Annotated in this window: 23 protein-coding genes; 8 read left to right on the top strand and 15 right to left on the bottom strand. The window is 65.7% G+C overall.

Features of this window, described 5'->3' with window-relative positions; all coding sequences use genetic code 11:
* Positions 1 to 2 precede the first annotated feature (2 nt).
* Together R3P95_RS03400 and R3P95_RS03395 are read left to right on the top strand one after the other, a co-directional pair.
* Positions 3 to 1,499 (top strand): glutamate-cysteine ligase family protein, encoded by a 1,497-nt coding sequence (locus tag R3P95_RS03400; protein WP_094670049.1) that lies wholly within the window; start codon positions 3 to 5, stop codon positions 1,497 to 1,499.
* A gap of 44 nt (positions 1,500 to 1,543) precedes the next feature.
* Complete coding sequence (locus R3P95_RS03395) at positions 1,544 to 2,809, top strand: saccharopine dehydrogenase family protein (protein WP_149405805.1); 1,266 nt, start codon at positions 1,544 to 1,546, stop codon at positions 2,807 to 2,809.
* A gap of 11 nt (positions 2,810 to 2,820) precedes the next feature.
* Here R3P95_RS03395 and proP read toward each other — a convergent pair whose 3' ends face one another.
* The gene (gene proP / locus R3P95_RS03390) at positions 2,821 to 4,230 is read right to left on the bottom strand and encodes a glycine betaine/L-proline transporter ProP (protein ID WP_262498331.1); all 1,410 of its coding nucleotides are present in this window, start codon (positions 4,228 to 4,230) and stop codon (positions 2,821 to 2,823) included.
* A 287-nt stretch (positions 4,231 to 4,517) separates the two neighbouring features.
* Here proP and R3P95_RS03385 point away from each other — a divergent pair, with 287 nt between their 5' ends.
* Together R3P95_RS03385 and R3P95_RS03380 are read left to right on the top strand one after the other, a co-directional pair.
* The gene (locus R3P95_RS03385; protein WP_149405807.1) at positions 4,518 to 4,988 is read left to right on the top strand and encodes an OsmC family protein; all 471 of its coding nucleotides are present in this window, start codon (positions 4,518 to 4,520) and stop codon (positions 4,986 to 4,988) included.
* Complete coding sequence (locus tag R3P95_RS03380) at positions 4,985 to 6,061, top strand: nucleoside hydrolase (protein WP_149405808.1); 1,077 nt, start codon at positions 4,985 to 4,987, stop codon at positions 6,059 to 6,061. The genes R3P95_RS03385 and R3P95_RS03380 overlap by 4 nt, the downstream gene beginning before the upstream one ends.
* Here the strand turns inward: R3P95_RS03380 and meaB are convergent.
* From meaB to mutA, 3 genes are read right to left on the bottom strand one after another with little or no spacing between them, the layout of a single operon-like run.
* The gene (gene meaB / locus R3P95_RS03375) at positions 6,038 to 7,072 is read right to left on the bottom strand and encodes a methylmalonyl Co-A mutase-associated GTPase MeaB (RefSeq protein ID WP_262498332.1); all 1,035 of its coding nucleotides are present in this window, start codon (positions 7,070 to 7,072) and stop codon (positions 6,038 to 6,040) included. The genes R3P95_RS03380 and meaB overlap by 24 nt on opposite strands.
* Positions 7,073 to 7,074: 2 nt before the next feature.
* Positions 7,075 to 9,360, bottom strand: a complete 2,286-nt coding sequence (scpA, locus tag R3P95_RS03370; RefSeq protein ID WP_149405809.1) for a methylmalonyl-CoA mutase — start codon at positions 9,358 to 9,360, stop codon at positions 7,075 to 7,077.
* Position 9,361: 1 nt separating this feature from the next.
* On the bottom strand, positions 9,362 to 11,245 hold the full coding sequence (mutA, locus tag R3P95_RS03365) for a methylmalonyl-CoA mutase small subunit (RefSeq protein WP_149405810.1): 1,884 nt from the start codon (positions 11,243 to 11,245) through the stop codon (positions 9,362 to 9,364).
* 170 nt (positions 11,246 to 11,415) lie between these two features.
* Between mutA and R3P95_RS03360 the strand changes: the two genes are divergently transcribed.
* From R3P95_RS03360 to R3P95_RS03350, 3 genes are read left to right on the top strand one after another with little or no spacing between them, the layout of a single operon-like run.
* A complete protein-coding gene (locus R3P95_RS03360) occupies positions 11,416 to 12,114 on the top strand; it encodes a TVP38/TMEM64 family protein (RefSeq protein WP_149405811.1) in 699 nt (232 codons plus the stop codon).
* A 49-nt stretch (positions 12,115 to 12,163) separates the two neighbouring features.
* A complete protein-coding gene (locus R3P95_RS03355; RefSeq protein WP_149405812.1) occupies positions 12,164 to 12,763 on the top strand; it encodes a hypothetical protein in 600 nt (199 codons plus the stop codon).
* Entirely contained in the window at positions 12,760 to 13,269 is a 510-nt protein-coding gene (locus tag R3P95_RS03350; protein WP_149405813.1) for a hypothetical protein, read from the top strand. Before R3P95_RS03355 ends, R3P95_RS03350 begins: the two co-directional genes overlap by 4 nt.
* A 12-nt stretch (positions 13,270 to 13,281) precedes the next feature.
* Here the strand turns inward: R3P95_RS03350 and R3P95_RS03345 are convergent, their stop codons facing one another.
* From R3P95_RS03345 to R3P95_RS03335, 3 genes are read right to left on the bottom strand one after another with little or no spacing between them, the layout of a single operon-like run.
* Complete coding sequence (locus tag R3P95_RS03345; RefSeq protein ID WP_317547276.1) at positions 13,282 to 14,466, bottom strand: SPFH domain-containing protein; 1,185 nt, start codon at positions 14,464 to 14,466, stop codon at positions 13,282 to 13,284.
* 3 nt (positions 14,467 to 14,469) lie between these two features.
* Positions 14,470 to 14,901, bottom strand: a complete 432-nt coding sequence (locus R3P95_RS03340; RefSeq protein WP_188078618.1) for an NfeD family protein — start codon at positions 14,899 to 14,901, stop codon at positions 14,470 to 14,472.
* Between the two features lie 54 nt (positions 14,902 to 14,955).
* The gene (locus R3P95_RS03335; protein WP_149406020.1) at positions 14,956 to 15,765 is read right to left on the bottom strand and encodes a DUF3097 domain-containing protein; all 810 of its coding nucleotides are present in this window, start codon (positions 15,763 to 15,765) and stop codon (positions 14,956 to 14,958) included.
* A 76-nt stretch (positions 15,766 to 15,841) separates the two neighbouring features.
* On the opposite strand from R3P95_RS03335, the gene R3P95_RS03330 reads away from it, so the two are divergent.
* On the top strand, positions 15,842 to 16,669 hold the full coding sequence (locus tag R3P95_RS03330) for a hypothetical protein (RefSeq protein WP_188078619.1): 828 nt from the start codon (positions 15,842 to 15,844) through the stop codon (positions 16,667 to 16,669).
* Positions 16,670 to 16,704: 35 nt separating this feature from the next.
* Here the strand turns inward: R3P95_RS03330 and R3P95_RS03325 are convergent, their stop codons facing one another.
* The 8 genes from R3P95_RS03325 to R3P95_RS03290 form a co-directional block, all read right to left on the bottom strand.
* Positions 16,705 to 17,784: a ferrochelatase gene (locus tag R3P95_RS03325; protein ID WP_149405815.1), complete on the bottom strand. Its 1,080-nt coding sequence runs from the start codon at positions 17,782 to 17,784 to the stop codon at positions 16,705 to 16,707.
* Between the two features lie 103 nt (positions 17,785 to 17,887).
* Positions 17,888 to 18,712: an NADH-dependent enoyl-ACP reductase InhA gene (gene inhA / locus R3P95_RS03320; protein ID WP_032377850.1), complete on the bottom strand. Its 825-nt coding sequence runs from the start codon at positions 18,710 to 18,712 to the stop codon at positions 17,888 to 17,890.
* Between the two features lie 60 nt (positions 18,713 to 18,772).
* A complete protein-coding gene (fabG1, locus tag R3P95_RS03315; RefSeq protein WP_068050494.1) occupies positions 18,773 to 19,495 on the bottom strand; it encodes a 3-oxoacyl-ACP reductase FabG1 in 723 nt (240 codons plus the stop codon).
* 66 nt (positions 19,496 to 19,561) lie between these two features.
* Complete coding sequence (locus tag R3P95_RS03310) at positions 19,562 to 20,554, bottom strand: VWA domain-containing protein (RefSeq protein ID WP_068050495.1); 993 nt, start codon at positions 20,552 to 20,554, stop codon at positions 19,562 to 19,564.
* Complete coding sequence (locus R3P95_RS03305) at positions 20,551 to 21,546, bottom strand: DUF58 domain-containing protein (RefSeq protein WP_262498333.1); 996 nt, start codon at positions 21,544 to 21,546, stop codon at positions 20,551 to 20,553. The genes R3P95_RS03310 and R3P95_RS03305 overlap by 4 nt, the downstream gene beginning before the upstream one ends.
* Positions 21,543 to 22,913, bottom strand: coding sequence for an AAA family ATPase (locus R3P95_RS03300; RefSeq protein WP_262498334.1), 1,371 nt, complete (start codon positions 22,911 to 22,913; stop codon positions 21,543 to 21,545). Before R3P95_RS03300 ends, R3P95_RS03305 begins: the two co-directional genes overlap by 4 nt.
* A gap of 121 nt (positions 22,914 to 23,034) precedes the next feature.
* The gene (locus R3P95_RS03295) at positions 23,035 to 24,564 is read right to left on the bottom strand and encodes an NlpC/P60 family protein (protein ID WP_149405816.1); all 1,530 of its coding nucleotides are present in this window, start codon (positions 24,562 to 24,564) and stop codon (positions 23,035 to 23,037) included.
* 439 nt (positions 24,565 to 25,003) lie between these two features.
* A complete protein-coding gene (locus tag R3P95_RS03290; protein ID WP_149405817.1) occupies positions 25,004 to 25,546 on the bottom strand; it encodes an Rv1476 family membrane protein in 543 nt (180 codons plus the stop codon).
* Positions 25,547 to 25,856: the final 310 nt, after the last annotated feature.

Here is a 25,856-nt window from a genome sequence, read left to right as displayed (position 1 = left end):
CCATGGGCGAGGACGTCGAGCGCCGTAAGTTCACCAGGCAGGACCGGCACGAGTTTCGCCAGAAGGTGCAGGACTGTCTCGATGCCCTCGCGATCATGCTGGCCGACGAGACCTTCCACGTCGGTGAACCGCAGATCGGCATGGAGATCGAACTCAATCTCGTCGACGACGACATGGAGCCGTCGATGGCCAACGCGGCGGTGCTCGACGCCATCGCCGATCCCGACTATCAAACCGAGCTCGGCCAGTTCAACATCGAGATCAACGTCGACCCTCGGCCACTGCGCGGTGCCTCGATCGCCGAGTTGGAGACGGACCTGCGTAGGTCGCTGAACGCAGCGGACGAACGCGCCCGCACCTCGGGTAGTCGCCTCGCCATGATCGGCATGCTCCCGACTCTGGACGAGGAGCACTTCGAGCACCGGTGGCTCTCGGCGAATCCGCGCTACGACCTGCTCAATCAGCAGATCTTCGCCGCGCGGGGCGAGGACATCGAACTGAAGATCGGCGGAGTTCGGCTGCCGGGTGCCGCTGCCGCCGAGGACCTGGACATCGTGACCGACACGATCCTGCCCGAGGCGGCCTGCACGTCGGTTCAGCTGCACCTACAGGTGGCTCCGGACGAGTTCGCGTCGTATTGGAATGCAGCGCAAGCTCTTTCGGGTGTACAGGTGGCACTCGCCGCCAACTCGCCGTTCTTCGCCGGTCGCGCGCTGTGGCACGAGACCCGTATACCGTTGTTCGAGCAGGCCACCGACACCAGGCCGCAGGAGCTCAAGAATCAGGGAGTTCGGCCGCGGGTGTGGTTCGGCGAACGGTGGATCACTTCGATCTTCGATCTGTTCGAGGAGAATTCGCGCTACTTCCCTGCGTTGCTGCCCGTCTGCAGCGAGGAGGATCCCAAAGCTGCGCTGGCCGAGGGCAAAACACCGTCGCTGTCCGAACTGCGCATGCACAACGGAACCGTCTACCGGTGGAACCGGCCGATCTACGACCGGTCCGGCGACGGCCACCACATCCGGCTCGAGAATCGCGTTCTCCCGGCCGGACCGTCGGTGGTCGACACTCTCGCCGACGCGGCGTTCTACTACGGAACCGTCCGCGCGCTGGCCGATGCCGACCGCCCGTTGTGGTCGCAGATGTCGTTCGACGCCGCCGAGGAGAACGTGCACTCCGCCGCACGCGGCGGATTCGATTCGATGCTCTACTGGCCCGAGGTGGGCTGGGTGAGTCCGCAGGAACTGGTGCTGCGTCGGCTGCTGCCCCTGGCCGACGCCGGATTGGCCGCCTACGGCGTGGACGCGGCGGTCCGCGACCGCTATCTGGGGGTGATCGAAGCGCGGTGCCTGGCCAAGCAGTCCGGCTCGGTGTGGCAGCGCAACGCCGTCGTCGCCCGTGAACGCGCCGGTGAGAAGCGCGATCGCGCACTCGCAGGAATGCTCGGCGATTACGTCACCCTCATGAATGCCGGAGAACCCGTGCACACCTGGACGAACTGACGTCGCGTCGACTCGCCGGGGTGACCCGCGTTAGTGTCGCTGGTATGAATTCGCCTGCATCCGACTCGACCATCGGCCCCGATCGCACTCACGACATCGTCGTCTACGGCGTCACCGGCTTCGTCGGGAAATTGACGGCGAAGTACCTCGCCGAGCATGCACCGGCAGACACCCGCATCGCCCTAGCAGGGCGCTCGACGGCGAGGGTGGAGGCCGCCAGGAAAGAACTGGGCTCCAGGGCTCAGCAGTGGTCCGTTCTCGAGGCCGACGCAACCGACCTCGCATCGCTCGAGGCCATGGCCCGATCGACCCGAGTCGTCATCACCACGGTCGGTCCCTACGCCAAGTACGGCTTGGAATTGGCAACGGCGTGCGCCGAGGCCGGGACGGATTACGTCGACCTCACCGGCGAGGTCCTGTTCGCTCGCGAGAGCATCGATGCCAACCACGAGATCGCTCAGCGCACCGGGGCCCGCATCGTTCACTCGTGCGGCTTCGATTCCATCCCTTCCGACATCGGCGTACACGCGCTGTACGAGGCCGTCACCGCAGACAACGCCGGTGAGCTGACCGACACGACCCTGGTGGTGACGTCGATGTCCGGTGGGGTCAGCGGCGGCACCATCGACTCGCTGCGCGGGCAGATCGAGGCGATGAAGAAGGACAAGCGGGCCCGACGCATCGCCGCGCGGCCGTACTCACTCAGTCCCGATCGCGGCCTCGAGCCGCAACTCGGTCGCCAACTCGACACCGTGCTGATCGACGGCAAGAAGATCGACCCGAGCCTGCGTGGCTGGAAAGCTCCCTTCGTAATGGCCTCGTACAACACACGAGTCGTCCGGCGCACCAATGCACTCCGCGACTGGGCCTACGGCAAGCAGTTTCGCTACAGCGAGGTGATGAGCGTCGGCTCGTCGTTCGCCAGCCCTGTCCTCGCCGGTGCTCTGTCTGCCGGGCTGTTCGTCGGCGTGTCTGCGATGACTGTGCTTCCGGCCAAGGTGCTCGACCGCATTCTGCCCAAGCCGGGCACCGGCCCCAGTGAAAAAGCCCGCGAGAAGGGACATTTCACGGTCGACCTGTACACCCTCACCACGTCGGGGGCTCGCTACCGGGCCCGGGTCAAAGCCTCGGGAGACCCCGGCTACAAGGCCACCGCGATCATGCTGGCGGAGTCGGCACTCGCACTCGTGTACGGCGGCGACGCCCTGCCGAAGGCCGCAGGAGTTCTCACCCCTGCCACCGCGATCGGCGACGTTCTCGTCGATCGTCTCAATGCTGCCGGAATGGAGATCTGGGCCAAGCGGAACTGATCGACCGCGAACTACGACCGCGGGGAGGCCGAGGACAGCTCGGAGTAGAGCTCCTCGGCCTCCGCGGTCGAGTCGACCTGTGGCGGTGAGCCTTCCAACGGTTGGGTGGCGGACTCGCGCAGAAACCCGACCGCGACGAGGCCGACAACACCGCTCACGACGAGGTAGTACGCAGGGATCATCGGGCTACCCGTTGCGCTGACCAACGCAGAGGTGACCAGTGGCGTCGTACCGCCGAAGATCGACACCGACAGATTGAACCCGATCGACAGCGCCGCGTAGCGAATTCGGGTGGGAAACAGGGCCGGTAGCGTCGATGCGCTCGGTGCCGCGAAACATGCCAGGACGAGGCCCAGCAGCACGCATGCGATCAGAGGCCCCAGCCACCCGCTGCTGCGCAGCAACAGGAAGCAGGGCACGGCCAGAACGATCTGTCCGACGGCACCGAAGACGAACACCGGTTTGCGGCCGATTCGATCGGTCAGCCTGCCGACACCCACGATGACGCTCACCACGACGACCATCGCCGACAGGACGAGCAAGTCGGCGCTGAGCTGACTGCGGCCGACGACCTCGGTGAAGTACGTGGGTAGATACGACGTCACCATGTAGTTGGTCACGTTGTACAGCAATACGATTCCCATGCAGATCAACAGAGCCCGCCAATGGTCGGTGAAGATCTTTCCGATCGACCTCCGACCGCTCTCCTGCGCCTTGACCTTGCTGTCGTGTTCGTCGAGTTGTTTGCGGAACGCAGGGGTGTCTTCCAGCTTGAGCCGCAGGTACAGCCCGATCAGACCCATCGGTCCTGCGACGAAGAACGGTATGCGCCAGCCCCATTCGACCATCGTGGCGTCACCCAACACCGCGTTGAGGATCGTCACCAGGCCCGAGCCCATGGCATAACCGACGAAAGTGCCGAAGTCGAGCCAACTACCGAGAAAACCACGACGCTTGTCCGGGGAGTACTCGGCGATGAACGTCGTGGCACCGCCGTACTCGCCGCCGGTGGAAAAGCCTTGGACCAGGCGCGCGACGAGTAGAAGAATCGGTGCCCAGATCCCGATGGTCGCGTAACTGGGGATGAGTCCGACGGCCAGCGTGCCGATCGCCATCATGATCATCGTCGCGGCGAGTACCTTCTGCCGCCCGATTCGGTCCCCCAGTGGTCCGAAGAACAGGCCTCCGAGTGGACGGACGACGAACGCTGCCGCGAACGTGGCGAATGTCGAGATGAGCTGCACTGCGGGCGTGGCGTCGGGGTAGAACACCTTGCCCAATGTCGCGGCCAGGTAGCCGTACACACCGAAGTCGAACCACTCCATCGTGTTGCCGAGAGCAGCTGCCGACACCGCACGCTTGAGCATCGGCTGATCGACGACGGTGATGCTCTCCTGCGACAGCGCCGGCTTCCTGCGCATTCGGTTCGTGAACGCGTCGCGTCGAAGAAGCTGGACGTGTCGATGTCCCCACCGCGTGTGCTGCGGGGTTGTCTCAGGCTCTCGGGCTACGGTCATTCCAGCAACGTTAGCCAGACAAACGATGTGATTTCAAACGACCGAACTCGGTCTACCGATGTTCCTCCAGGTGAACGGCAGGACGTCGAATGTGCCACACCACGTTGACAATTGGAGCAATTCGGCCAATCCGGACAGAGACCGTCGCGGGGCAACGACACCGATCGACGCACAGCTGGCAGGATGGACCCGTGCCGAACCACAACTACGGACTCACGGTGAACTGGACGGGCAACCGCGGCGTCGGTACCACCGGTGCCGCCGCCTACGACCGCGATCACATCGTCTCGGCACCCGGCAAGCCCGACCTCCACGCGAGCTCCGATCCGAGCTTTCGCGGCAACCCCGCACGCTGGAATCCCGAGGAGATGCTCGTCGCCTCGCTGTCCAGTTGCCACATGCTGTGGTACCTCGGGCTCGCCGCCGCCTCGGGAGTGGTCGTCACCGACTACACCGACTCCCCCACCGGAGTGATGACCGAGCAATCCGACGGTTCGGGTCAGTTCGTCGAGGTCACCCTCGCTCCGGTCGTGACCGTCGTGGACCCGTCGATGGTGCCGCGCGCCGAGAAACTGCACGCATCGGCGTCTTCGAAGTGCTTCATCGCGCGATCGGTCAACTTTCCGGTGCGGCACACCCCGACGACGGAGGTGGCGTCGTGACCGTCCCCTTGATCGTCGACGTGGACACCGGAATCGACGATTCTCTCGCCTTGCTCTACTTGCTCGCCAGCGAGGATGCCGAGGTCCTCGGCATCGCATCCACCGCGGGCAATGTGCCGGTGAACCAGGTTGCCGCGAACAATCTCGCCTGGCTCGACCTGTGCCGCGCGGGCGATGTCGAGGTCTCGCTCGGCGCACAGGTACCCCTCGTGGCACCACTGATGACCACCGAGGACACCCACGGTCCGCAGGGCATCGGGTACGCGGAGCTTATGGTGTCGACGCGGCCGCTGTCCGACCGGGACGCCACCACGATGTGGGTGGAGCTGGTTCGTTCGCGGCCGGGCGAGATCACCGGACTGGTCACCGGTCCGCTGACCAATCTCGCTCTGGCGATCCGTCGGGATCCCGAGCTACCTCGACTGTTGAAGCGACTGGTGTTGATGGGCGGCGCATTTCAGCACCAGGGCAACACGACGCCGACCAGCGAGTGGAACATCGCCGTCGACCCCGAGGCCGCCGCGGAGGTGTTCGCGGCCTTCTCCGGACTACCGCCGGAACGCCATCCCATCGTCTGCGCGCTCGACATCACCGAGACCGTCGAAATGACCCCCGAACACATCCGGCGTCTTGCCGAACGCGCCGGAAGCGTTCCGGCCGAATCGATCTCGTCGAGCGATGCTCCGGGTGTCCGATCGATCGCGTCGAACCCGATCGTGCGGCACTTCTCCGACGCGGTGCGGTTCTACCTGGAATTCCATCGCGATCACGATCAGGGATTCCTGGCGCACATGCACGATCCCTTTGCGGCCGCTGTCGCGCTGGACGCGGACATCGCCACCTACCGACACGCGACCGTCGACGTCGAACTCGTCGGGACTCTCACGCGCGGAACGACAGTGGCCGACTGGCGCGGGATGTGGGGCAAGGCCCCCAATGCCGCGATCGCCATGCACACCGATCCCGAGGCATTCTTCGACCGCTTGATCGAACGGGTCGGAGCGCTCGCCGCCCGGCTCTACCCCGCGGTATCGGCGGGCGGAGGAGATTCAGGAATCGAAGGCGTCGAGTAGTTCCTGCGCGGCCAACGCGGCGGTCAGCGAACCGTCTCGCACCCGGGCCTCGACGTCGCCGCGTATCGCCTTGACGGAGGGATTCTGCGCCAGCCTTCGTAGCAGTTGGTCGTTGACCATCGTCCACGTCCAATCGACCTGCTGCTTGCGACGCTTCTCGGCGAATTCGCCTGCGTCACTGAGTACTTGCTGATGACGCAGCACGGTGTCCCAGTACTCGTCGAGTCCGGTGCCCTCGATGGCACTCATCGTCAACACCGGGGGCTTCCAGATCGCGTCGTGCGGATAGATCAGCCGCAGCGCGCCCGCCAGTTCCCGCGCCGCGTTCTTCGCGTCGGTCGCGTGCTTGCCGTCGGCCTTGTTGACGGCCACCAGATCGGCGAGTTCGAGAACGCCCTTCTTGATGCCCTGCAACTGATCTCCGGTGCGCGCGAGCGTCAGGAACGTGAAGCAGTCGACCATGTTCGCGACCGTCACCTCGGACTGCCCGACGCCCACCGTCTCCACCAGAATGACGTCGAAACCTGCCGCTTCGAGGAGCACGATCGTCTCTCGCGTCGCACGTGCGACCCCGCCCAGGGTTCCCGACGTCGGAGACGGCCGAATGTATGCGTTCTCCTGCACGGCGAGACGCGACATCCGGGTCTTGTCACCCAGGATGGAACCACCGGTCCGCGTCGACGACGGATCGACGGCCAGCACCGCGACTCGGTGCCCCTTCTCGATCAACCGCATTCCGAGCGCGTCGATGAAGGTCGATTTGCCGACCCCCGGCACGCCGGTGATGCCGACTCGATGGGAGCCACCGGCATCGGGCAGAACCCGCAGCAGCAACTGCTGAGCCAGGTCTCGATGATCCGATCGGGTCGACTCGACCAAGGTGATAGCACGCGCCAAACCGGATCGCTCGTTCGCTCGGACAGCGTCGGCCACCGCATCGATGTCGATGATTCGGCCTCTCGGCGACGCTGCACCGGTCGAGGAACTCGTGTTGCCGTTCGGAGAACCCATGCTCAGGCGTTGGCCTCGCGTGGTGCGTGCCCGAGCGCAACGGACAGCTTCTCCACCAGGCCGATCGCTGCGTCGGCGATGACGGTGCCCGGAGGGAAGATCGCCGCGGCACCCGCGGCGTACAGCTCGTCGAAATCGCCGGGCGGGATGACGCCACCGACGACGATCATGATGTCCTCGCGCCCGACGTCGGCCAAGGCCTGCCGCAGGGCGGGCACCAGCGTCAGGTGGCCTGCCGCCAGTGACGACACTCCGACGACGTGAACGTCGTTGTCGGCGGCCTGGCGGGCCACCTCCTCGGGGGTCTGGAACAGAGGGCCGACGTCCACGTCGAAGCCGATGTCCGCGAACGCCGTGGCGATCACCTTCTGACCGCGGTCGTGTCCGTCCTGACCCATCTTGCACACCAGGACGCGAGGCCGACGGCCCTCGTCCTCGGCGAACTGCTCGACCAGCGCGGTGGCGCGGGTGATGTTCTCGGATTTGCCTGCCTCGTCGCGATACACACCACTGATTGTCCGGATTTCGGCCTGATGGCGCCCGTAGACCTTCTCGAGCGCGTCGGAGATCTCGCCGACGGTGGCCATCTTGCGTGCCGCGTCGATGGCGAGGGCCAGCAGATTGTTCTCCATACCCGGCTGATCCGACGCCGCAGCTCTGGTCAGGTTCGCCAGAGCGGCTTCGACCTCGGCGGTGTCCCGCTCGGCCCGCAGCCGCTCGAGCTTCTCGATCTGCTCACGTCGAACTTTGGAGTTCTCGACCTTGAGCACCTCGATGGTGTCGGGCTCGTCGGGCACGTACTTGTTGACGCCCACCAGGGGCTGACGACCGGAGTCGATGCGCGCCTGCGTGCGGGCCGCGGCCTCCTCGATGCGCAGCTTGGGGATGCCCTCGCCGATGGCCTGAGCCATGCCGCCTGCTTCCTCGACCTCGGCGATGTGTGCCCGGGCCCGATTCGCGAGCTGGTGGGTGAGCCATTCGACGTAGTGCGAGCCGCCCCACGGATCGATCGGGCGAACGGTGTTGGACTCCTGAGCGATGAGCAGCTGGGTGTTGCGGGCGATTCGCGCCGAGAAGTCCGTCGGCAGGGCGAGTGCCTCGTCGAGGGCGTTGGTGTGCAGCGACTGAGTGTGGCCCTGGGTTGCGGCCATCGCCTCCACACAGGTGCGGGCGACGTTGTTGAACACGTCCTGTGCCGTCAACGACCAACCCGACGTCTGCGAATGAGTGCGCAGCGAACGGGATTTGGCGCTCTTGGGCTCGAACTGTTGGACGAGCTCGGCCCACAGCAGACGCCCGGCCCGCAGCTTGGCGACCTCCATGAAGAAGTTCATTCCGATGGCCCAGAAGAACGACAGACGCGGTGCGAACGTATCGATGTCCATGCCCGCATCCAGACCGGCCCGGATGTACTCCACACCGTCCGCGAGGGTGTACGCGAGTTCGAGATCGGCTGTGGCACCTGCTTCTTGGATGTGGTAGCCCGAGATGGAGATCGAGTTGTACTTGGGCATCTTCTCGCTGGTGTACGCGAAGATGTCCGAGATGATGCGCATCGACGGCTTGGGCGGATAGATGTAGGTGTTGCGCACCATGAACTCTTTGAGAATGTCGTTCTGGATGGTGCCGGCGAGCTTCTCCGGCCCGACGCCCTGCTCCTCGGCGGCCGCGACGTACAGCGCCAGGATCGGCAGCACCGCACCGTTCATGGTCATCGAGACCGAGACGCTGCCCAGGTCGATGCCGTCGAAAAGCTGACGCATGTCGTAGATGGAATCGATGGCGACACCGGCCATTCCGACGTCGCCCTGCACTCGCGGGTGATCGGAGTCGTAGCCGCGGTGGGTGGCCAGGTCGAACGCAACCGACAGACCCTTCTGGCCGGCCGCGAGGTTCCGACGGTAGAACGCGTTGGACTCGGCGGCGGTGGAGAAGCCCGCGTACTGACGAATCGTCCACGGCTGGTTGACGTACATCGTGGGATACGGCCCGCGAAGGAACGGCGGGGCACCCGGGTAACTGTGCAGCGGGTAGCCCTCGGCCTCGGCGGCGGCTCGATCGGCCTCGGTGAACACGGGCTTGACGTCGATGCCCTCGGGGGTGGACCACACCACCTGCTCGGGTGTGTAGAAGTTGGCCTTCGCACCCTTCTCCACGTGAGCGGCGACGTCCTCGGCCGACGGCGGCGGCGGAGTCGGCTCGTCGGGATCGACCAGTGGCACCTCGGCGAAACTGCCGATGGTGTGCGAGATTCTGCGCTCGTCGGTATTCACTTCAGGCTCGCTCATCTCAGGCTCCCAGGGTGTCGAGAAGTTCGGTCAGCACGGCGACGGCGTCGACCTTCGCGGTCAGGAATCCATCGGGACGCGAGTCACCCTCGACGCCGGTGAAGATCTTCTCGGGGCCGGCGAGCAGCACCTGCGTGACGCCTGCTGCCCGCAGTGCCTCCACGGCAGTGGCGGCCTCGTCGGTGTACCTCTTGTCGGTTCCACACACCACCGCTATGTGAGTTCCGGACGCCTCCACTGCTCCGGCAACAGCCTCGACGGTCAGCGGACCCGGGTTGACGGCCTCGATCCCGCCCGACGCCAACAGATTCGACGCGAATGTCGTCCGGACGTTGTGTTCGGCAACGCTGCCCAGCGGTACCAGAAGCACGGTCGGCCTTGAATCATGCTGAGCCAGATGAGCATCCGAGCGATCCCGCAAAGCTTCGAAAGCCCTGGCGTACCTGTACACGGTTGCCGAATCCTGCGGCTCGGTCTGCTCCGGGGTCAGTGGTGCCTCGGCCAGGTTGGGAAATTCGTTGACGCCGGTCAGCGGGGTCACTCGGTGAGCGATGTCGGAATCGCGTTCGGCGCGGGTCTTCTCGATCGCGGCCACGAGCGAACCGTCGGCGACAGCGGCACGGAATCCGCCCGACGCTTCGATGGTCTGGAAGAACTCCCAGGCCTTCGCGGCGACCGCAGCGGTCAGTTCTTCGATGTACCAGGACCCGGCACCCGGATCCAGGACCCGTCCGAGATGCGCCTCTTCGAGCAGCAGCAGCTGGGTGTTCCGGGCGATGCGTGCCGCGAACGTCTTCGACACCCCGGCTGCGCCGCCGTCGAGTGCCGCATCGAACGGGAGCACGGTCACCGCATCGGCACCGCCGACTCCCGCGCCGAACGACGCCAGCGTGGTCCGCAGCATGTTCACCCACGGATCCCGCTGCGACATCATCGCCTCCGAGGTCACCGCGTGCTGAGGAGCGTCACCGGCGTCGGGGGCTCCGCAGACCTGCGCGATGCGCGCCCACAACGTGCGAGCGGCCCGGAACTTGGCGATGGTCTGGAACTGGTCGTCGGTGGCGGAGAATCGGAACTCGATCTGTCTCAGGGCATCCGAGATGCCGATACCGGCATCGGTCATGGACCGGAGGTACTCGAGGCCTGCGGCGATCGCAGCACCGAGCTCCTGCGCGTCGCCGCCTCCGAGATTGTGGAACACGGTGCCGTCGACGGTGATCGCACGAACTGTCTCGGTGCGACCGATCGATTCACGAACCAGTTCGAGTGCCTCGTCCATCTCGATCGACTCGGTTCCACCCAACGGCGCTGTGAGAGTGGCCGCGCCGAGTCGGATGTCGACTGCGGCGCGATCGTCGATATCGGCCGAGTCGAGCACCCCGAACACTGCTGCAGCTGCTGCCCGAACATCCCCGCGCGCATCGAGCGTCAGCGGTGCGAGCTCGAGAAACACTCCACCGAGAACCTCCGGGAGCGCAGTCGGATCCACACCACCGGTGCCGACCGTCAACCACAGAGCGCTGGTGCCGTTGGAGAGGGAATCGAGTATCTGCGTGTTGAGGGTCGACGCGTCGTCGGCACCGTCGCCGCGGACCGAGCCGTGGCGGGTGCACACCTTCCAGCCGGCGTTGACGTCGCGGTGGGGGTCGCGGCCCCGCAAGTAGGGAAATTGCCCCGGCAGTGGACCTTCCGGGCGCTCGTCGAACGCGGTGTACAGCGGGGACACGGTGACCCCGTCGTACGTCGTCGAATCGAGTAGATGTTCGGCGTCGGCGGGCAGATCGGCCACCTCGACCCGACGAGATTTGGCCAGGACACCGGCCACTGCCTTCTGCCAGGCCGCATGAGCGCTGCGTGCGGCATCTTCGTGCGACGCGATGGACACGTGTGCTGCTCCCTCGGTTCGGCGGGTAGTCCTGCGCCCGACTTGAAGTGATGCTAACCCCACCGCCTTGCAGGTTATCGTGAGGATCACCTCACGTTCGGTAGGACGGCTCAGCTCTCGCACTCGCCGAAACACCGAGGTGTCGTCTCGCGCCGGTACGCTGGTCTCTCGTGACCCGGCACCTGCGTGACGTTCGACTGATCGCGCTGCTGGCGGTTGTTGCCGTCTTCGCTCTCGTGGCGGTGTTCGCTCCCCATCCGAGTGTCGAACAGATTCGCGATTGGGGCGTCTCAGTCGGCCCGGCATTCCCGCTCGTGTTCTTCGGCGTGCACGCGATCGTGACCGTCGCACCCGTCCCGAGAACACTGTTCACGCTCAGCGCAGGAGTGCTGTTCGGGCCCCTGACCGGATTGGCGGTCACCATCGGCGCGTCGACGGTCAGTGCGATTCTGGCTCTGCTGTTGGTCCGCGCGATAGGTCGAGAAGCCGTGGCAGCGCGGATGTCGCACTCGGTCCTGGATTCGGTGGACGAGAGTCTGCGGCGGCGCGGATGGCTGGCCGTCGGCTCTCTGCGCCTGATAGCGCCGGTGCCGTTCTCGGTGGTGAACTACGCGTGTGGCGTGTCGGCGGTTCGGCCCGTCCCGTTCGCGCTGGCGACGGCCGTCGGGATGCTGCCGGGCACTCTCGGAATCGTCGTGATCGGCGGAGCGATCGGGGGCGAGACACATCCGGCGCTGCTGGTGCTGTCCGCGGTCTGTATCGCGATCGGCCTCAGTGGGCTGGTCGTGGATTGGCGTCTGTCGCGCGGTTCGCGACCCGAGCCCACACCCGCTGGCAGTCGACAGGCCGGGAACCTTGATTCTGACTAATCAAGCCTTGAAGCTTGACTGGGTCACATCAACGATCTAGCCTTGTCCGATGTTCGTACTGACCGTGGACCAGCGCCGCAGTAGGCGCGATATCGATCGCGTACCCGAACTGCTCGATCGCTACCGCGACCACGAGCTGATCCGTCCCTTCGAGCGAACCGCAGGAGACGAAGTGCAAGCCGTCTGCGAGGAGGCCGCCATCGTCGTCTCGATCGCCCTCGAACTGGTATCCACCCCGCACTGGAGCGTGGGCATCGGCATCGGCTCCGTCGAACTCCCGCTGCCCGAGACCACGCGCGCCGGACGCGGACCGGCGTTCGAGGCAGCCCGGGAAGCCGTGACCAGAGCCAAGAACGCACCGGCTGCACTCGCCGTCAGCGGCCCCGACGCCGCTGCCGCCGAGGATGCGGAGACCGCATCGACCCTGGTTGCGCTGCTCGTCGGCAGACGCTCGGACCAGGGCCGAGAAGCAGTCGAACTCATGGCTCGCGGGTTGTCGCAGACCGACGCGGCCGAACGACTGAAGATCAGCAAACAAGCCATGTCGCAACGACTCTCGGTAGCCGGCTGGCACGTCGAGAACGCGGGCCGCATCCTGGCGACTCGCTTGCTCGACACCGCGAACACGACGGAAAGCCATCGGTCATGATCGTCGCCACCCTCGTACTGCTTGCACTGACCGCAATCGCCGCTACGGTCCCCGCCGGCACCGGAATTCGCCGATGGTTGCCCACCGCCGCCGCGTCGAGTCTGCTCGCGGCAGCGGCAGTCCTGGCCACTGTCGCCGGACCGGCCTACGGTCTCGGCCACGCCATCGGAGTGGTCCTGAGCGTCGTCGCTGCGGCCTTGGGTGGAACAGCGATGGTGCCCACCGTTTTTCGCGTCGCACGACGACGAAGCGACTCGACCGGAGAAGATCCGGTCGAGCCGCTTCGTGGTGGACTGACCATCGGCATCCTCGAACGCGTGGCCGTTGCCGTGTCGATTCTCGCCGGTTGGCCGGAAGGGATCGCCATCGTGCTGGCAGTCAAGGGACTCGCGCGCTATCCCGAACTGCGCGAATCCCATGCCTCCGAACAGTTCATCATCGGCACCTTCGCCAGCGTGCTGTGGGCCCTGGCCGCTGCCGGCGTCGGAACTGCCCTGATCAGCTGATCAGGGCGGACCTCAGCGCTGTTCCGGCTCCGCCTCGGGTGACGCCGCCAGGGCACCGAGGTCCAGCCCTTTGGAGAGTTCGGGAGACGCAGCCAGCGACGTGTCGACCGGCTTGCGCGCCACTGCTTCTGCCGCCTTGACCGCCTCGGCGACCGCCGGATCGGTCTTGGTCTCGAACCATTCGGCGACCTCGTCGGAGTCGTCCTCCGGCTTGGGCTCGTTGCCCGCCGACTCGTTGGGCTCGTAGCGGAAGACACCGTCCTCGCCGGGCGCACCGAGGGTCTTGGCGAAGCCCTTGAGCGCATCGCCGAAATCGCTCGGAATCATCCACACCTTGTTCGCATCGCCCTGCGCCATCTGCGGCAGGGTCTGCATGTACTGGTACGCGAGCAACTCGGGGGTCGGCTTGCCGGCCTTGATGGCACCGAACACCTTCTCGATGTCCTTGGCCTGGCCCTGGGCCTCGAGATACTTCGCAGCTCGATCACCCTGCGCCCGCAGGATGCGGGACTGCCGCTCACCCTCGGCGGTGAGGATGGACGCTTGCTTGCCACCCTCGGCCGCGAGAATCCGACTCTGCTTGTCGCCCTCGGCGGTCTTGATCGCCGATTCACGATGGCCCTCGGCGGTGAGGATGGTCGCTCGCTTCTCGCGATCGGCCTTCATCTGCTTCTCCATCGATTCCTGGATCGAGGGCGGCGGATCGATGCTCTTGAGCTCCACTCGGGCCACTCGCAGGCCCCAGCGGCCGGTCGCCTCGTCCAGCACGACGCGGAGTTGACCGTTGATCGAATCACGCGAGGTGAGCGTCTCCTCCAGCGTCATTCCGCCGACGACGTTACGCAGTGTGGTGGTCGTCAACTGCTCGACGCCGACGATGTAGTTGTTGATCTCGTACACGGCCGATTGCGGGTTCGTCACCTGGAAGTACACGACGGTGTCGATCGACACGGTCAGGTTGTCCTTGGTGATCACCGGCTGCGGGGGAAACGACACGACCCGCTCGCGCAGGTCGACCTTGGCGCGGATGCGGTCGACGAACGGCACGAGGAACGTGAGCTGTCCGGACACGGTGCGTGTGTAGCGGCCCAGCCGTTCGATGACGGCGGCCTCGGCTTGCGGGACGATCGAGATGGACTTGGCCATCAACACCGCAACGAACGCGACGATGACAGCCAGTGCGATGAGTGCTTCCACTGGCTACGGTCCCTTCCATACGACGGCAGTAGCGCCGTCAATTTCCATCACGGTCACGGTGGTGCCAGGGGCATAGACCTCGGTCTCGTCGAGAGGACGAGCCGTCCACACCTCACCACCGAGCTTGATCTGGCCTTCGTGGGCAGTGACCTGTTCGAGAACGACCGCACTCTTACCGGTGAGCGCCGCCATGCCCATCGGGGTATCGGGCGGATTCGCGAAGCGCCGCAACAGAATCGGCCTCAACCCGAGCACCAACGCCAGTGACAGGACACCGAAGACGATCGCATCGGCCCACACCGGGAAATCCGTCAGAGCAGAGACACCGGCAGTGCCGAGCGCACCGCCGGCAATCATCAGAAGAAAGAAGTCGCCCGTCAGTGCCTCGGTACCGGCGAGCACCACTGCCGCTATGAGCCAAATGATCGCTGCCACAGCCTCCATACAATCATGAATCGGACAATTGCCGGTGCGTTGCTGGACACAGCCCTACTCGGTCACGAAGTCGACCAATTGTTCGACGGCACCGATCAACGGTGCCTCGAGATCCCGAAAGCTCGACACCGACGAATACACCCGACGCCACCCCTCCCTGGGAGTACCCCACCCCAGCTCTCGGCAGATCCCGGTCTTCCAATCCTCGCCGCGCGGAATCTTCGGCCACGCAGCGATTCCCACGGCCGCAGGCTTCACCGCTTCCCAGACGTCGATGAACGGATGACCGGTGACCAACACGTGCTCACCCAGCGACCTCGTCAGCTTCGACTCCTTGGACCCGGTCACCAGATGATCCACCAGCACTCCGACGCGACGGCCGGGGCCAGGACCGAAATCGGCCAACCGCTCCCCCAGATTGTCCAGACCCTCCAGATGTTCGACGACCACGCCCTCCACCCGAAGATCGTGTCCCCACACACTTTCCACCAGGGCCGCGTCGTGCACGCCCTCGACCCAGATGCGGCTGGCACGGGCCGTCCGTGCCCGCAGCCCCTCGACTTTTGTCGACCCGGACGCGGAGCGCGTCTGCTGCGGCGTTGCAGCGGCAGGCTTCGGACGCACCAGAGTCACCCGGCGTCCGTCGATCAGGAATGCCGCCTCGCGCAGGGCGAACAGCCGCGTCGTTCGGGCACCGTCCTCGAGACGGACGAAATCTCCGTCGTAGGTGCGCTCGAAGCCGACCACGGCACCGCAGTACCCGGTACCGGCATCTTCGACGACCAATCCACGGTCGGCCGACACCTCCGGTGCCGGAACCTTGCGCATGCGACTGTGCCCTCTGAGAATGTCTCCGCCGTACATGTCGTTCACGGCGACCAACGCTAGCGACACCGGCGTCTCCAGCACGGTTCGCCACGCCGACCTATGCTCGTGAGTCGTGTGTTCCTCTAGCGCAAGTCTCGCCCTGTGGGCCGGTTCCTGGCTGGCCGGTTCCAGCTCGCCCGACGACGTCATCGACGCGATGTCCGATTGGGCGCCGATGCATCTCGTCGGTGCGGGTGATGTGGCCGCAGCCAACGATTTCGGGCTGCAGTACCCCGGCTACGCCGAGGGAATAGCGGGCTTGCTGCCTGCGATCAGAGCGGCCGCAACTGCGTCGACGCCCACGGCCGGGGACGATCGGATCAAGCTCGTTCTGCCCGCCCCGGGCGCGGTGAGCGGCCTCCCCGCCAACACGGACTTCTCCCGAGCTGCCCTGAACACCGGTCAAGCGGTGGTGATCGGTACCTCGGGCAACACCGGGATCGGGTTGGTACCCGTCGTCGAGGGGCCGGATGTGTTGCGCTGGACCGTCTACTCGATCGTCGTCCCCGAGCACGGTCATCGGGATCGGGGGTTGGGTGAGGCCGAGTACGAGATGCGTGAGGCCGTCCGCGGTGCGGCCGACGCTCTCGCACGGATGCAGTCGCTACCCACCCGAACCCTCGACGCCGATCCGCGCACTCGTATCGCCGAGTTGATCGCCGACGCGGCGCGGCATCGCTACCCCGCAGACATGTCCGACAGGGCGTTCCGCGTCCTCGAATCGGCGGATCGGGTGGCCGCCATTCTGACGGTCGCGGCGGGATCGGCTCCGTCGGAGGCACCGACCGCGTCGGCAGCTGCAGCACGGGAAGAACTCGTTCGACCGCTCTGGGCTGCGGTGCGCACCGCACGAACCATCGCGGTCGCGACGAGCATCGAAGCGGCGATGCATTCCGCCTGACACCGACGTCCGGACGCGGTGTCAGGCGGCAACGTTCACGACGTGGCAGCGGCGGGCCGGGAGGGCCTGGTGGGCTGCTCACAGCAACCGACGGCGCAGCGACTGCCGTCCAGTGTCGAGCCGTAGCCGGGCACACTGCCGAGACCGCGGCATCGGCCGCCTACTCGGTATTCGTCCACCAGCTCGCGGATCATCCGTGGGAAACGCGCGTCGGATCCGGGAGTGCCTGCGCGCGCGAAGGCCATGCCGAGTTCGCGGGCCTTCTCCTCCGCTTCGGTGTCCAGATCCCACACGACCTCGAGATGGTCGGACACGAATCCGATCGGACACACGATCACGGCGTCGACGGACTTCTCCGACAGCGCTTCGACATGATCACAGATGTCGGGGTCGAGCCACGGCACCTGCGGGGGCCCGGAGCGGGACTGCCAGACCAGGTCGTAGTCGTCGACGCCCGACGCGGCTGCGACCAGCCTCGAGGCCTCTGCCACCTGACGGCTGTAGAGGTGACCGCCGTCCTCGGGCGGGCCGGCGTTGGCGTCGGCGGCCGAGGGAATGGAGTGTGCGGTGAACACCAGACGCGCGCCGGCGCGGTGTTGCTCGGGCAGTGTGGCTCGCGCCGATGCGACGGCGTCGCTGAACGCGTCGACCATCAGCGGGTGGTCGTAGTACTGCCGGATCTTGAGCAGATGCGGCGCATCGTCACCGACGGCGGCGCGGGCCCGGGCGATGTCCTCGTGGTACTGCCTGCATCCGGAGTATCCGCCCCACGCGGAGGTGGGAAACACGAGTGCGTTCCTGATTCCGTCCGACTTCATGGTCGCGACGGTGTCCTCGATCATCGGATGCCAGTTGCGGTTTCCGAAGTAGATCGGCAGATCCACTCCGGCGGAATCGAATTCGACACGGAGGGCGTCGATGATGTCTCGGTTGAGCCGGTTGATCGGCGAGACGCCCCCGAAGTGCATGTAATGCTCGACGACCGTGTCGAGCCGCTCGGGCGGCACTCCACGTCCGCGAGTGACGTTCTCCAGGAAAGGGCGTACGTCGGCGGGCTGTTCCGGCCCGCCGAACGAGAGCACCAACAATGCGTCGAAGTCTCCAGGGGTGGTCATGTGTCCATTGTGCCCCCGTCGCCGACCGGCCCCGGTGGGGGTCCGATCGGCGATCGAAACCTCTAGGTGGGCGAAACCACGTGCGGTTCCGCCCACCGCGGTGTCACATGTTCTCGGGGAGGTACGTGTTGTGGCTGGCTCCACCGTCGACGTACACGATGGATCCGGTGGTGCCGGGCAGCCAATCGGACAGCAGCGCGACGATCGACTTCGCGACGACAGTGGGATCGTTGACGTCCCAACCGATGGGAGCGGCGCCGTCCCAGTAGACGTTGAGCTGGTCCATCTTGGCGGCATCACCGGTCGCAGTACCCGCGATTGCCTTGGCGGCAAGAGTCCTGATCGGCCCTGCTGCAACAAGATTGGAGCGGATGCGCTTGGCTGCGCCCACTTCCCGTGCCACGTAACGGTTCACGGACTCGAGGGCGGCCTTCGCCACACCCATCCAGTTGTAGTACGGCATCGAGGTGCGCGGATCGAAGTCCATTCCGACGATGGAGCCACCCTCGTTCATGACCGGGAGCACGGCGCGCGCCAGCGACGCGTAACTCCACGCAGAGATCTCGAATGCCCTCGCGGCATCGGGTCCGGGGCCGTCGAGGAACGGCTTCGCATCGGGGCCCATGAGGGTGCGGGGCGCGAATGCGATCGAGTGCAGAACCCCGTCGATACCTTCCGGTGCCACTTCGCGTACGCGGTCGGCCAGCGCCGCGAGGTGCTCCTCGTTGGTGGCGTCGAGCTCGATCGCCGGGGGCACCTCCTTGGGCAGACGCTGCGCGATGCGGTCGATGAGTCGGAGTCGATCGAACCCGGTGATGATCACCTTGGCACCCTGCTCCTGCGCCATGGCTGCAGCGTGAAAAGCGATCGAGGCGTCGGTGATGATGCCGGTGATGAGAATGGTTTTGCCTTCGAGCAATCCGCCCATAGTGCTGTATTCCTTAATTCGGAGGTGTACGTCTGTCGAAATCGTTGTGCGAGTAGGACTTCAGTGCCCCATGCCCATACCACCGTCGACGGGAATGACCGCACCGGACACGTACGACGAGTCAGGTCCGGCAAGGAAGCTCACCACTGCCGCAACGTCCTCGGGCTGACCGAGACGCTGGAGGGGGATGTATTCCTTCGCCTTGCCGCGCAAGTCGTCCGAGAGTTCTGCCGTCATGTCGGTTTCGATGAAACCCGGGGACACGACGTTCGCCGTGATGGAACGCGAACCCAGTTCCCTCGTGATCGATCGAGCCATTCCGATGACGCCCGCCTTGGACGCTGCGTAGTTGATCTGCCCCGGTCCGCCGGCCATGGCCACGACAGAACTCAGGAAGATCATCCGACCCCAGCGCGCGCGCAACATGGCTCGGTTGGCGCGCTTGGCGACGCGGAAGGCTCCGGTCAGGTTCGCGTCGATCACACGCTGGAACTGGTCCTCGGTCATACGCATCAGCAGCGTGTCGTCGGTGATGCCGGCGTTGGCCACGAGCACCTCGACCGGTCCCTGCTTCTCTTCGACCTCCTTGAAGGCCGCGTCCACCGAGGCGGAGTCGGTGACGTCGCAGACGACTCCGAACAGCCCGTCGGGAGCGCCGGAGCCACGGTGGGTGACGGCCACCTTGTGGCCGTCGGCTTGGAGCCGCTGGGCGATGGCAAGACCGATTCCCCGGTTACCTCCGGTGACGAGTACCGATCGCGCGATGAAGTCAGGTGTGGACATGCCTAGCAACCTATCTGTTCGTCCTGGAATGACAAAGCGAAACTTACTGGTGAGTAAGAACAACGATCACGGGAGACGTTGCCGCATCACCAATGCCGAACCGAGGCCAGCCGATATGCACAGGACGCCGAGTATCAGCCACGGACGCGACGCGTCTCCGCGGGTGATCTCGAACCCGATCTGTTCCTCGAGGGTGTCGTAGACGTCTCTGAGATCCTCGAGCGACGACGCGGAGAAGAAGCTGCCGCCGGACAGATTCGCGATCTCCCGCAATGACGGATCGTCGACCGGTACGGGTACACGTTCGACGCCGTTCTCGTCCTCGATCTCGACGGAGCCGTAGCTCGTGCCGAACGAGATGGTCGAGATGGGCACGTTCTTGTCCTTGGCGGCACGCGCCGCGGTGTACCCGCCGCGGGGGTCGTCGAGGTTCTGCGGAACGGTCTGCTTACCGTCCGAGAGCAGCACGATGCGCGCAGGCGGCGCCGCGTCGCCGCCGCCGAGTATCGCGCCGAGAGTGTCGATCGACTGGAGCGAGGTGAAGATCGACTCGCCGGTGGCCGTTCGTTCGCTGAGTTGCAACCTGTCGATGGCGGATTTGGTGGCCTCGCGGTTGGCCGTGGGCGAGACCAGGACGGACGCCGTTCCGGCGAACGCGACCAACCCGAGATTGATGCCGGGCGTCAGACCGTCGGCGAAGGATTTGGCTGCTTCCTGCGCGGCTGCCAACCGAGTCGGCTCCACGTCGGTGGCCTCCATCGACAGCGACACGTCGATGACGAGCATGACGGTCGCTCGGTTCCGTGGCACCCGCTGGTCCGCCGTGGGACCGGCCAACGCGACGGTCAGGAACATCAGGCCGACCAGAACCAGTGCCGTCGGCAGGTGTCGCAGTCGATTGGGCCGATCCGGCGCAACGGACTCGAGCAGTTCCATGTTGGAGAACCGCAGCACGTGCTTCTGCTTGCGCCGCTGGATCACGACGTAGCCGACCGTCAGTGCGATAACGACGAGGAGAAAGCCCAGCCACCACGGCGAGGCGAAATCGGTCAGGCTCATCGCGGTGCCCGCGCAGTGTTGGTGAACCCGGACCCGATGGTGTGCCTGCGTGCGGTCACGAACCGAACGACGTCTGCGATCCAGTCACCGTCGGTGCGGAGCGTCAATCGGGGTGCACCGCACCGACGTAGCGCCTTCTCGACATCGTCGCGGTGTGCTGCAGCTGCGCGCGCGAAATCTGCACGCAGCCGAGGCGTGGTACTGAATTCGCGAGTGCGGCCGGATTCCGGATCGTGGAGAACCACGTCACCGACGTCGGGCAGTTCCAGATCACGTGGGTCGAGTACCTCGACGGCCAGCACGTCGTGTCGAGCGGAGATGGCCCGAAGCGAGCGCTCCCAATCGATCGGCCCGAGGAAGTCACTGATAACCACAGCCATACCGCGGCGGCGTTCGGGCCGTCGCAGCGCCTCGATGGCAGCGCGCAGGTCACCGCGCACACCGTCGGCCGCAGCCGGCGTCGTGGCAATGGCACGGAGCATCGACTGAGTGTGCACGCGGCCGCCGCGTGCCGGAATGCGGTTGGTCTCGGAACCGGTGGCCACCACCGCGCCGATTCGATTACCGCCGCCGCCGGAAAGATGAGTGATGGCGGCCGAGGCCGCGACCGCGAGATCGCGCTTCTCGCACCCGGTGGTGCCGAAGTCGAGGCTGGCCGACAAGTCGACGACGAGCCAGGTCTCCAGCTCGCGGTCGGCCACGGACTGCCGCACGTGCGGATGCGTCGTACGCGCGGTGACCGACCAGTCCATTTGGCGGACGTCGTCGCCCGGCTGGTATTCCCTGGCGTCGCCCGGTTCCGAACCGGGACCGGGAATCAGCCCGAGATGATCGCCGTGCAGCACCCCGTCCAATCGGCGGCGGACGGTCAGCTCCAAGGTCCGCAGCGCGGCAGCCAGTTTCGGATCGCGCAGTTCACCCGATCGGAAGGACGGCGGCCGAGAGACGACGGTACGGGATGCGGTCACGGGAGCGGTGTCGGATCCGCTCACTGCCCCGGCGTACCGATCGCCGATCCGTCACCCGACGGCTTCTGCAACGACGGTGCCGACTGACCGTACTGACCGCCCTGTGGCTGCTGAGATCCCGGCTGCTGCTGGGGTCCCGGCTGCTGCTGGGGTCCGGGCTGCTGCGACTGAGGCATCTGGCCCTGCGCGGGAAACTGCCCCGGAGCGGGAAACTGGCCAGGATGCTGACCCTGGCTCGGGTAGGGACCCTGTGGCTGACGTCCGTCGAAGTGTGGGCCGTCCGGACCGGCTCCGTTGCCCTGCGGCACCGGTACCGCCTGCGGTGACACCTGCGGCAACCCGACGGTCTGCAGCACCCGGGAGATGACCGTCTCCGGGGTCACCTCGTCGGCCAGAGCGTCGTAGGACAGCACGAGACGGTGCCGGAGCACGTCGGGGATGACCTCGAGAACGTCCTGGGGAACGACGTAGTCGCGACCACGGAGCAGAGCCAGTGCGCGAGAGGCGGCGATGATGCCGAGCGTCGCACGCGGCGATGCACCGTAGGCGATCCAGCTGGCCACGTCGTCCATGCCGAACTGCTCGGGAGTTCGAGTAGCAGAGATGACCCGCACCACGTAGTCGACGAGCGCATGGTGCACGAACACCGAGCTGGCCAGATTCTGCAGGCGAACCAACTCGACCGGGTCCAGGATCTGCTTGGGCTCGGGGGCTTTGATTCCCATGCGGTAGACGATCTCGCGCTCTTCCTCGACCGTCGGGTAGTCGACCACGATCTTGAACAGGAATCGGTCTCGCTGCGCTTCGGGAAGGGGGTAGACACCCTCGTTCTCGATGGGGTTCTGCGTTGCCATCACCAGGAACGGATCCGGCATCGGGAACGTCTTGCCGCCGATGGTCACGTGTCGTTCTGCCATGACCTCGAGCAGAGCGGACTGAACCTTGGCCGGTGCACGGTTGATCTCGTCGGCCAGCACGAAGTTGGCCACGACGGGTCCGAGTTCGGTGTCGAACTCCTCACGACCCTGACGGTAGATGCGAGTGCCGACGAGGTCGGTGGGAACAAGGTCGGGCGTGAACTGAACTCGCGAGAACGAGCCACCGACCACACGTGCGAACGTCTCGACGGCAAGGGTCTTCGCGACGCCGGGAACACCCTCGAGCAACACGTGTCCGCGGGCGAGCAACCCCACCAGAATGCGCTCTACCAGCCGATCCTGACCGACGATCACGCGCTTGACCTCGTACACGGCTTTCTCGAGAAGCTGGACGTCCTCGGCCAAGGCCGGACTGTCCACCCGCTTCGGCTCCACACCCGGTGGATTCGACGTCTCGGACTCGACTCGCGTCGACCCCTCGTCGTTCGAAATCCGGCCGTCACGTGATGTCACCAAGAATTCACCGCTTTCAGTCGATCGTCGTCGGGCACGTTTCATACCGCCGCAATCAACTATTCCAGGTGTTCGGCACGCGCGCCGAAAGGCACCCCCGACGCGCGCGCCGGATCCGCGCTCAGGACACCATGCGCACGGCGTACGGCGTCATTCCGCTGTATCGCACGTCGGACACCTTGACCACCGAACCCGACTGCGGAGCTTCGAGCATCTTGCCGTCGCCGAGGTAGAGCGCGACGTGTTGGCTGGCGTTGGGTCCGTAGAAGATCATGTCGCCCCGCTTCATCTCCGAGGACGGCACCTGCTTACCCGCTGTGTACTGGTAACCGGTGTAGTGCGGCAGCGAGATCCCCAGGCCCGCGAAGGCGTAGATCATCAGCCCCGAGCAATCGAAGCCGACCTTGTTGTAGTCGCCGTAGCTGTCCGCGACTCCGCCGTCCCTGATGCCTTTGGTCGGTCCGTTCTCGTCGCCGCCACCCCACGAGTACGGCACGCCGAGTTGACTCATGCCGCGGTCGATCGCCAATTCGACGGCTGCGCTTCCGGTCACCGACGGGGTCGTGGACGTCTTCGGTTTGGCGGGCGTCTTCGGCGTGGTGGGAGTGCTCGGCGTGGTCGGGGTGGTCGCGGTGGAACTGTCCGAGTCGGTCGATGCGCTCGAATCCTCGTCCACGTCCACGTGTGAACGCTGGCCCTCGGCGATGGCCGCCGCGCGTTGCTGCGCCGCCAGGTTGGCCGATACTCGCGCCGCTGCCTGCACGGCAGCTTCCTTCGCTGCGGCCGTGGCGGCGGCGATGGCCGCGTCCTCGGCCGCCTTCTGCGCCTCCCAGGTGCCGTACGCCGCACGCTGATCCTGCAGACCGGCGACGTTGCTGCGGGCGGCGTCGAGTTCGGACTGCGCCGAGTCGCGCTGTGATTCGATCGTGGCCTTACGATCGGCCTCTGCCTGCAGCGCTGCCTGCGCCTCGGCGATGGCCTGTTCGGCCTCTGCTTTCTTGGCCTCGGCTTCCGAGGCGGCCGCGTCGGCCTGCTGCTTGGATTCACGCGCCGCCGAATCGCGGTTCGCCTGCTCGGTACGGGCCCGTTGCAAGCCGTCGAGTACCGCGTTCTGGCTGTTGGAGAGCACCTTGAGGACCTGGGCGCGGTCCAGGACATCGTCGGGTCCGCTGGATCCGAGGAACGATGCCATCGAGGCAACCCCGGAGCCCTGGGTGTAGCTGGATTTGGCGAACTCGTCGAACTTCTTCTGGGCTGCCTGGATCTGGGTGCCCGCATCGGCAAGAGCCTGCTGCGCGGCACCGACGACGGCCGCAGCGACATCGGCCGCGTCACGCGCATTCTGCAGATCGACGAGGGCCTTGTTGACGCCTTCCCGCTTCGACGCCACCTCGTCGTCGAGTTGGGCGAGTTGCTGGTTGGCCGACGCGATCGCGTCGATCAGCTGACCCACCTGGCCGAGGCTCGAATCGACGGCGCTGCCTGCGGCGGCGAGATCGGTGTCCGAGGGGTTGGGCGGTGGCGGAGGTACCGCGGCGGCAACCCCGGGAAGGGTCGCCGTCAACGCGAGAACGAGGCCTACGCCCACCAGCACGAATCGGGTACGGACGAGTGCACGGCGGTGAGTTCCGCGGACTTGACGTCGGCTCACAAATGTCTCCCTCGGGTCCGGCACTCACTCGGGTTCGCGTCGAACCGTCGTGCCGTCGAGGTGCTCTCCGTCCTCCACCCCGATCGCAGGTGACGGTGAGCGTTCTCGCCGGGCAGGAAAGAAACACGCAGCGATACGACAGGTGCGAACCACGTCAGTCACACCCGAAGCAGTGGCCTCCCGAGTTCCCCACGGATGACAACCGCCTTCTGCGACACTCCTTCCCCAGCAGTGCCAATGGCACCGTACGACACTTCGCACCCTAAGGAAACTCCAGTCACAAATGACACATTGGTAATTCCACCAGGCACAACGCCGTGAACTCGGGGTTTACCGGAAACAATTTTTCCGACTTTTTCGGACGACCTCACGGTCATGATCGCGACCGGGTCCGACAGTGCGGGTGTCGGTCACTCGAACGACACGCGCAGGAGAGCGCTCAGTCGCTGACGGACTCGCTGTGAGCGTGATCCTTCGACTCCGAACGAGAGCGGTATCTGCGGACCTTGACGGCAGCGGTCAGGGTCGCAACCGCGGCGACAACGATGACCAGGCCGCCGGTGAGCAGGCCCCACGGCGTCTGGTCCTCGACGAGGGTGTCGACGAAGTTGTCCGCGGCGACGACGTGGTTGCCGGTGTAGGTACGGTCCTGGCCTGCTTCGAGGGTCACCCGACTGATCGAGTCGCTGAACGTGCCCACCTGACCGGGACTGAGCACGAGAACCGTGCCACCCTCACGCGCTCCGACAGCGGTGGCGAGGTCGCGAAGTTGCGAGTCGTGACGAGGTTCGGTCGGCACGATCACGATGCTCAGGTCGATGCCGTGGTCCTCGGCGCGCGCAACGGCCGCAGACAACCCTGCTTCTTCGTCGGCGGGGGCACTGACACCGGACTCGCGGACCGTGGCGACGATGCTGTCGACGTCCAGACCTGCCGGTATGTCGGTGGCAAGTGGGGAAACGGCGTGAATCGGCTCAGGCATCTCTCGTCCAGTCGGTAGGAACCAGTCGGATCGAACCCTACGTCACCGCCGCGCCCGTACCTGGTAGGCCCGCAGGTCCGACGCAACTACTGAGGTCGCCCTTCATTGCGCAGCCGGGAGCACTACGTGAGGATCGTCCTGTGGATCGGTCTCGCGACACCCACCGAGGACCGGACCGCAGGTTTTCACAGGACAAGCGTACTGTTAGACTTCCATCGAGACACCGACTGTGCGTCCGCCTCGAACTCTCGTTACCGAGATTCGAGGCCGAGGCCCGCAGCCGGAGCCTCGCTTCAACCGTCGACACAGC

The sequence above is a fragment of the Rhodococcus cercidiphylli genome (assembly GCF_033042225.1).
In the GTDB taxonomy this organism is placed as follows: domain Bacteria; phylum Actinomycetota; class Actinomycetes; order Mycobacteriales; family Mycobacteriaceae; genus Rhodococcoides.
Note: the sequence above shows the minus strand (reverse complement) of the source record. Positions and strands in the feature narration are given on the sequence as shown.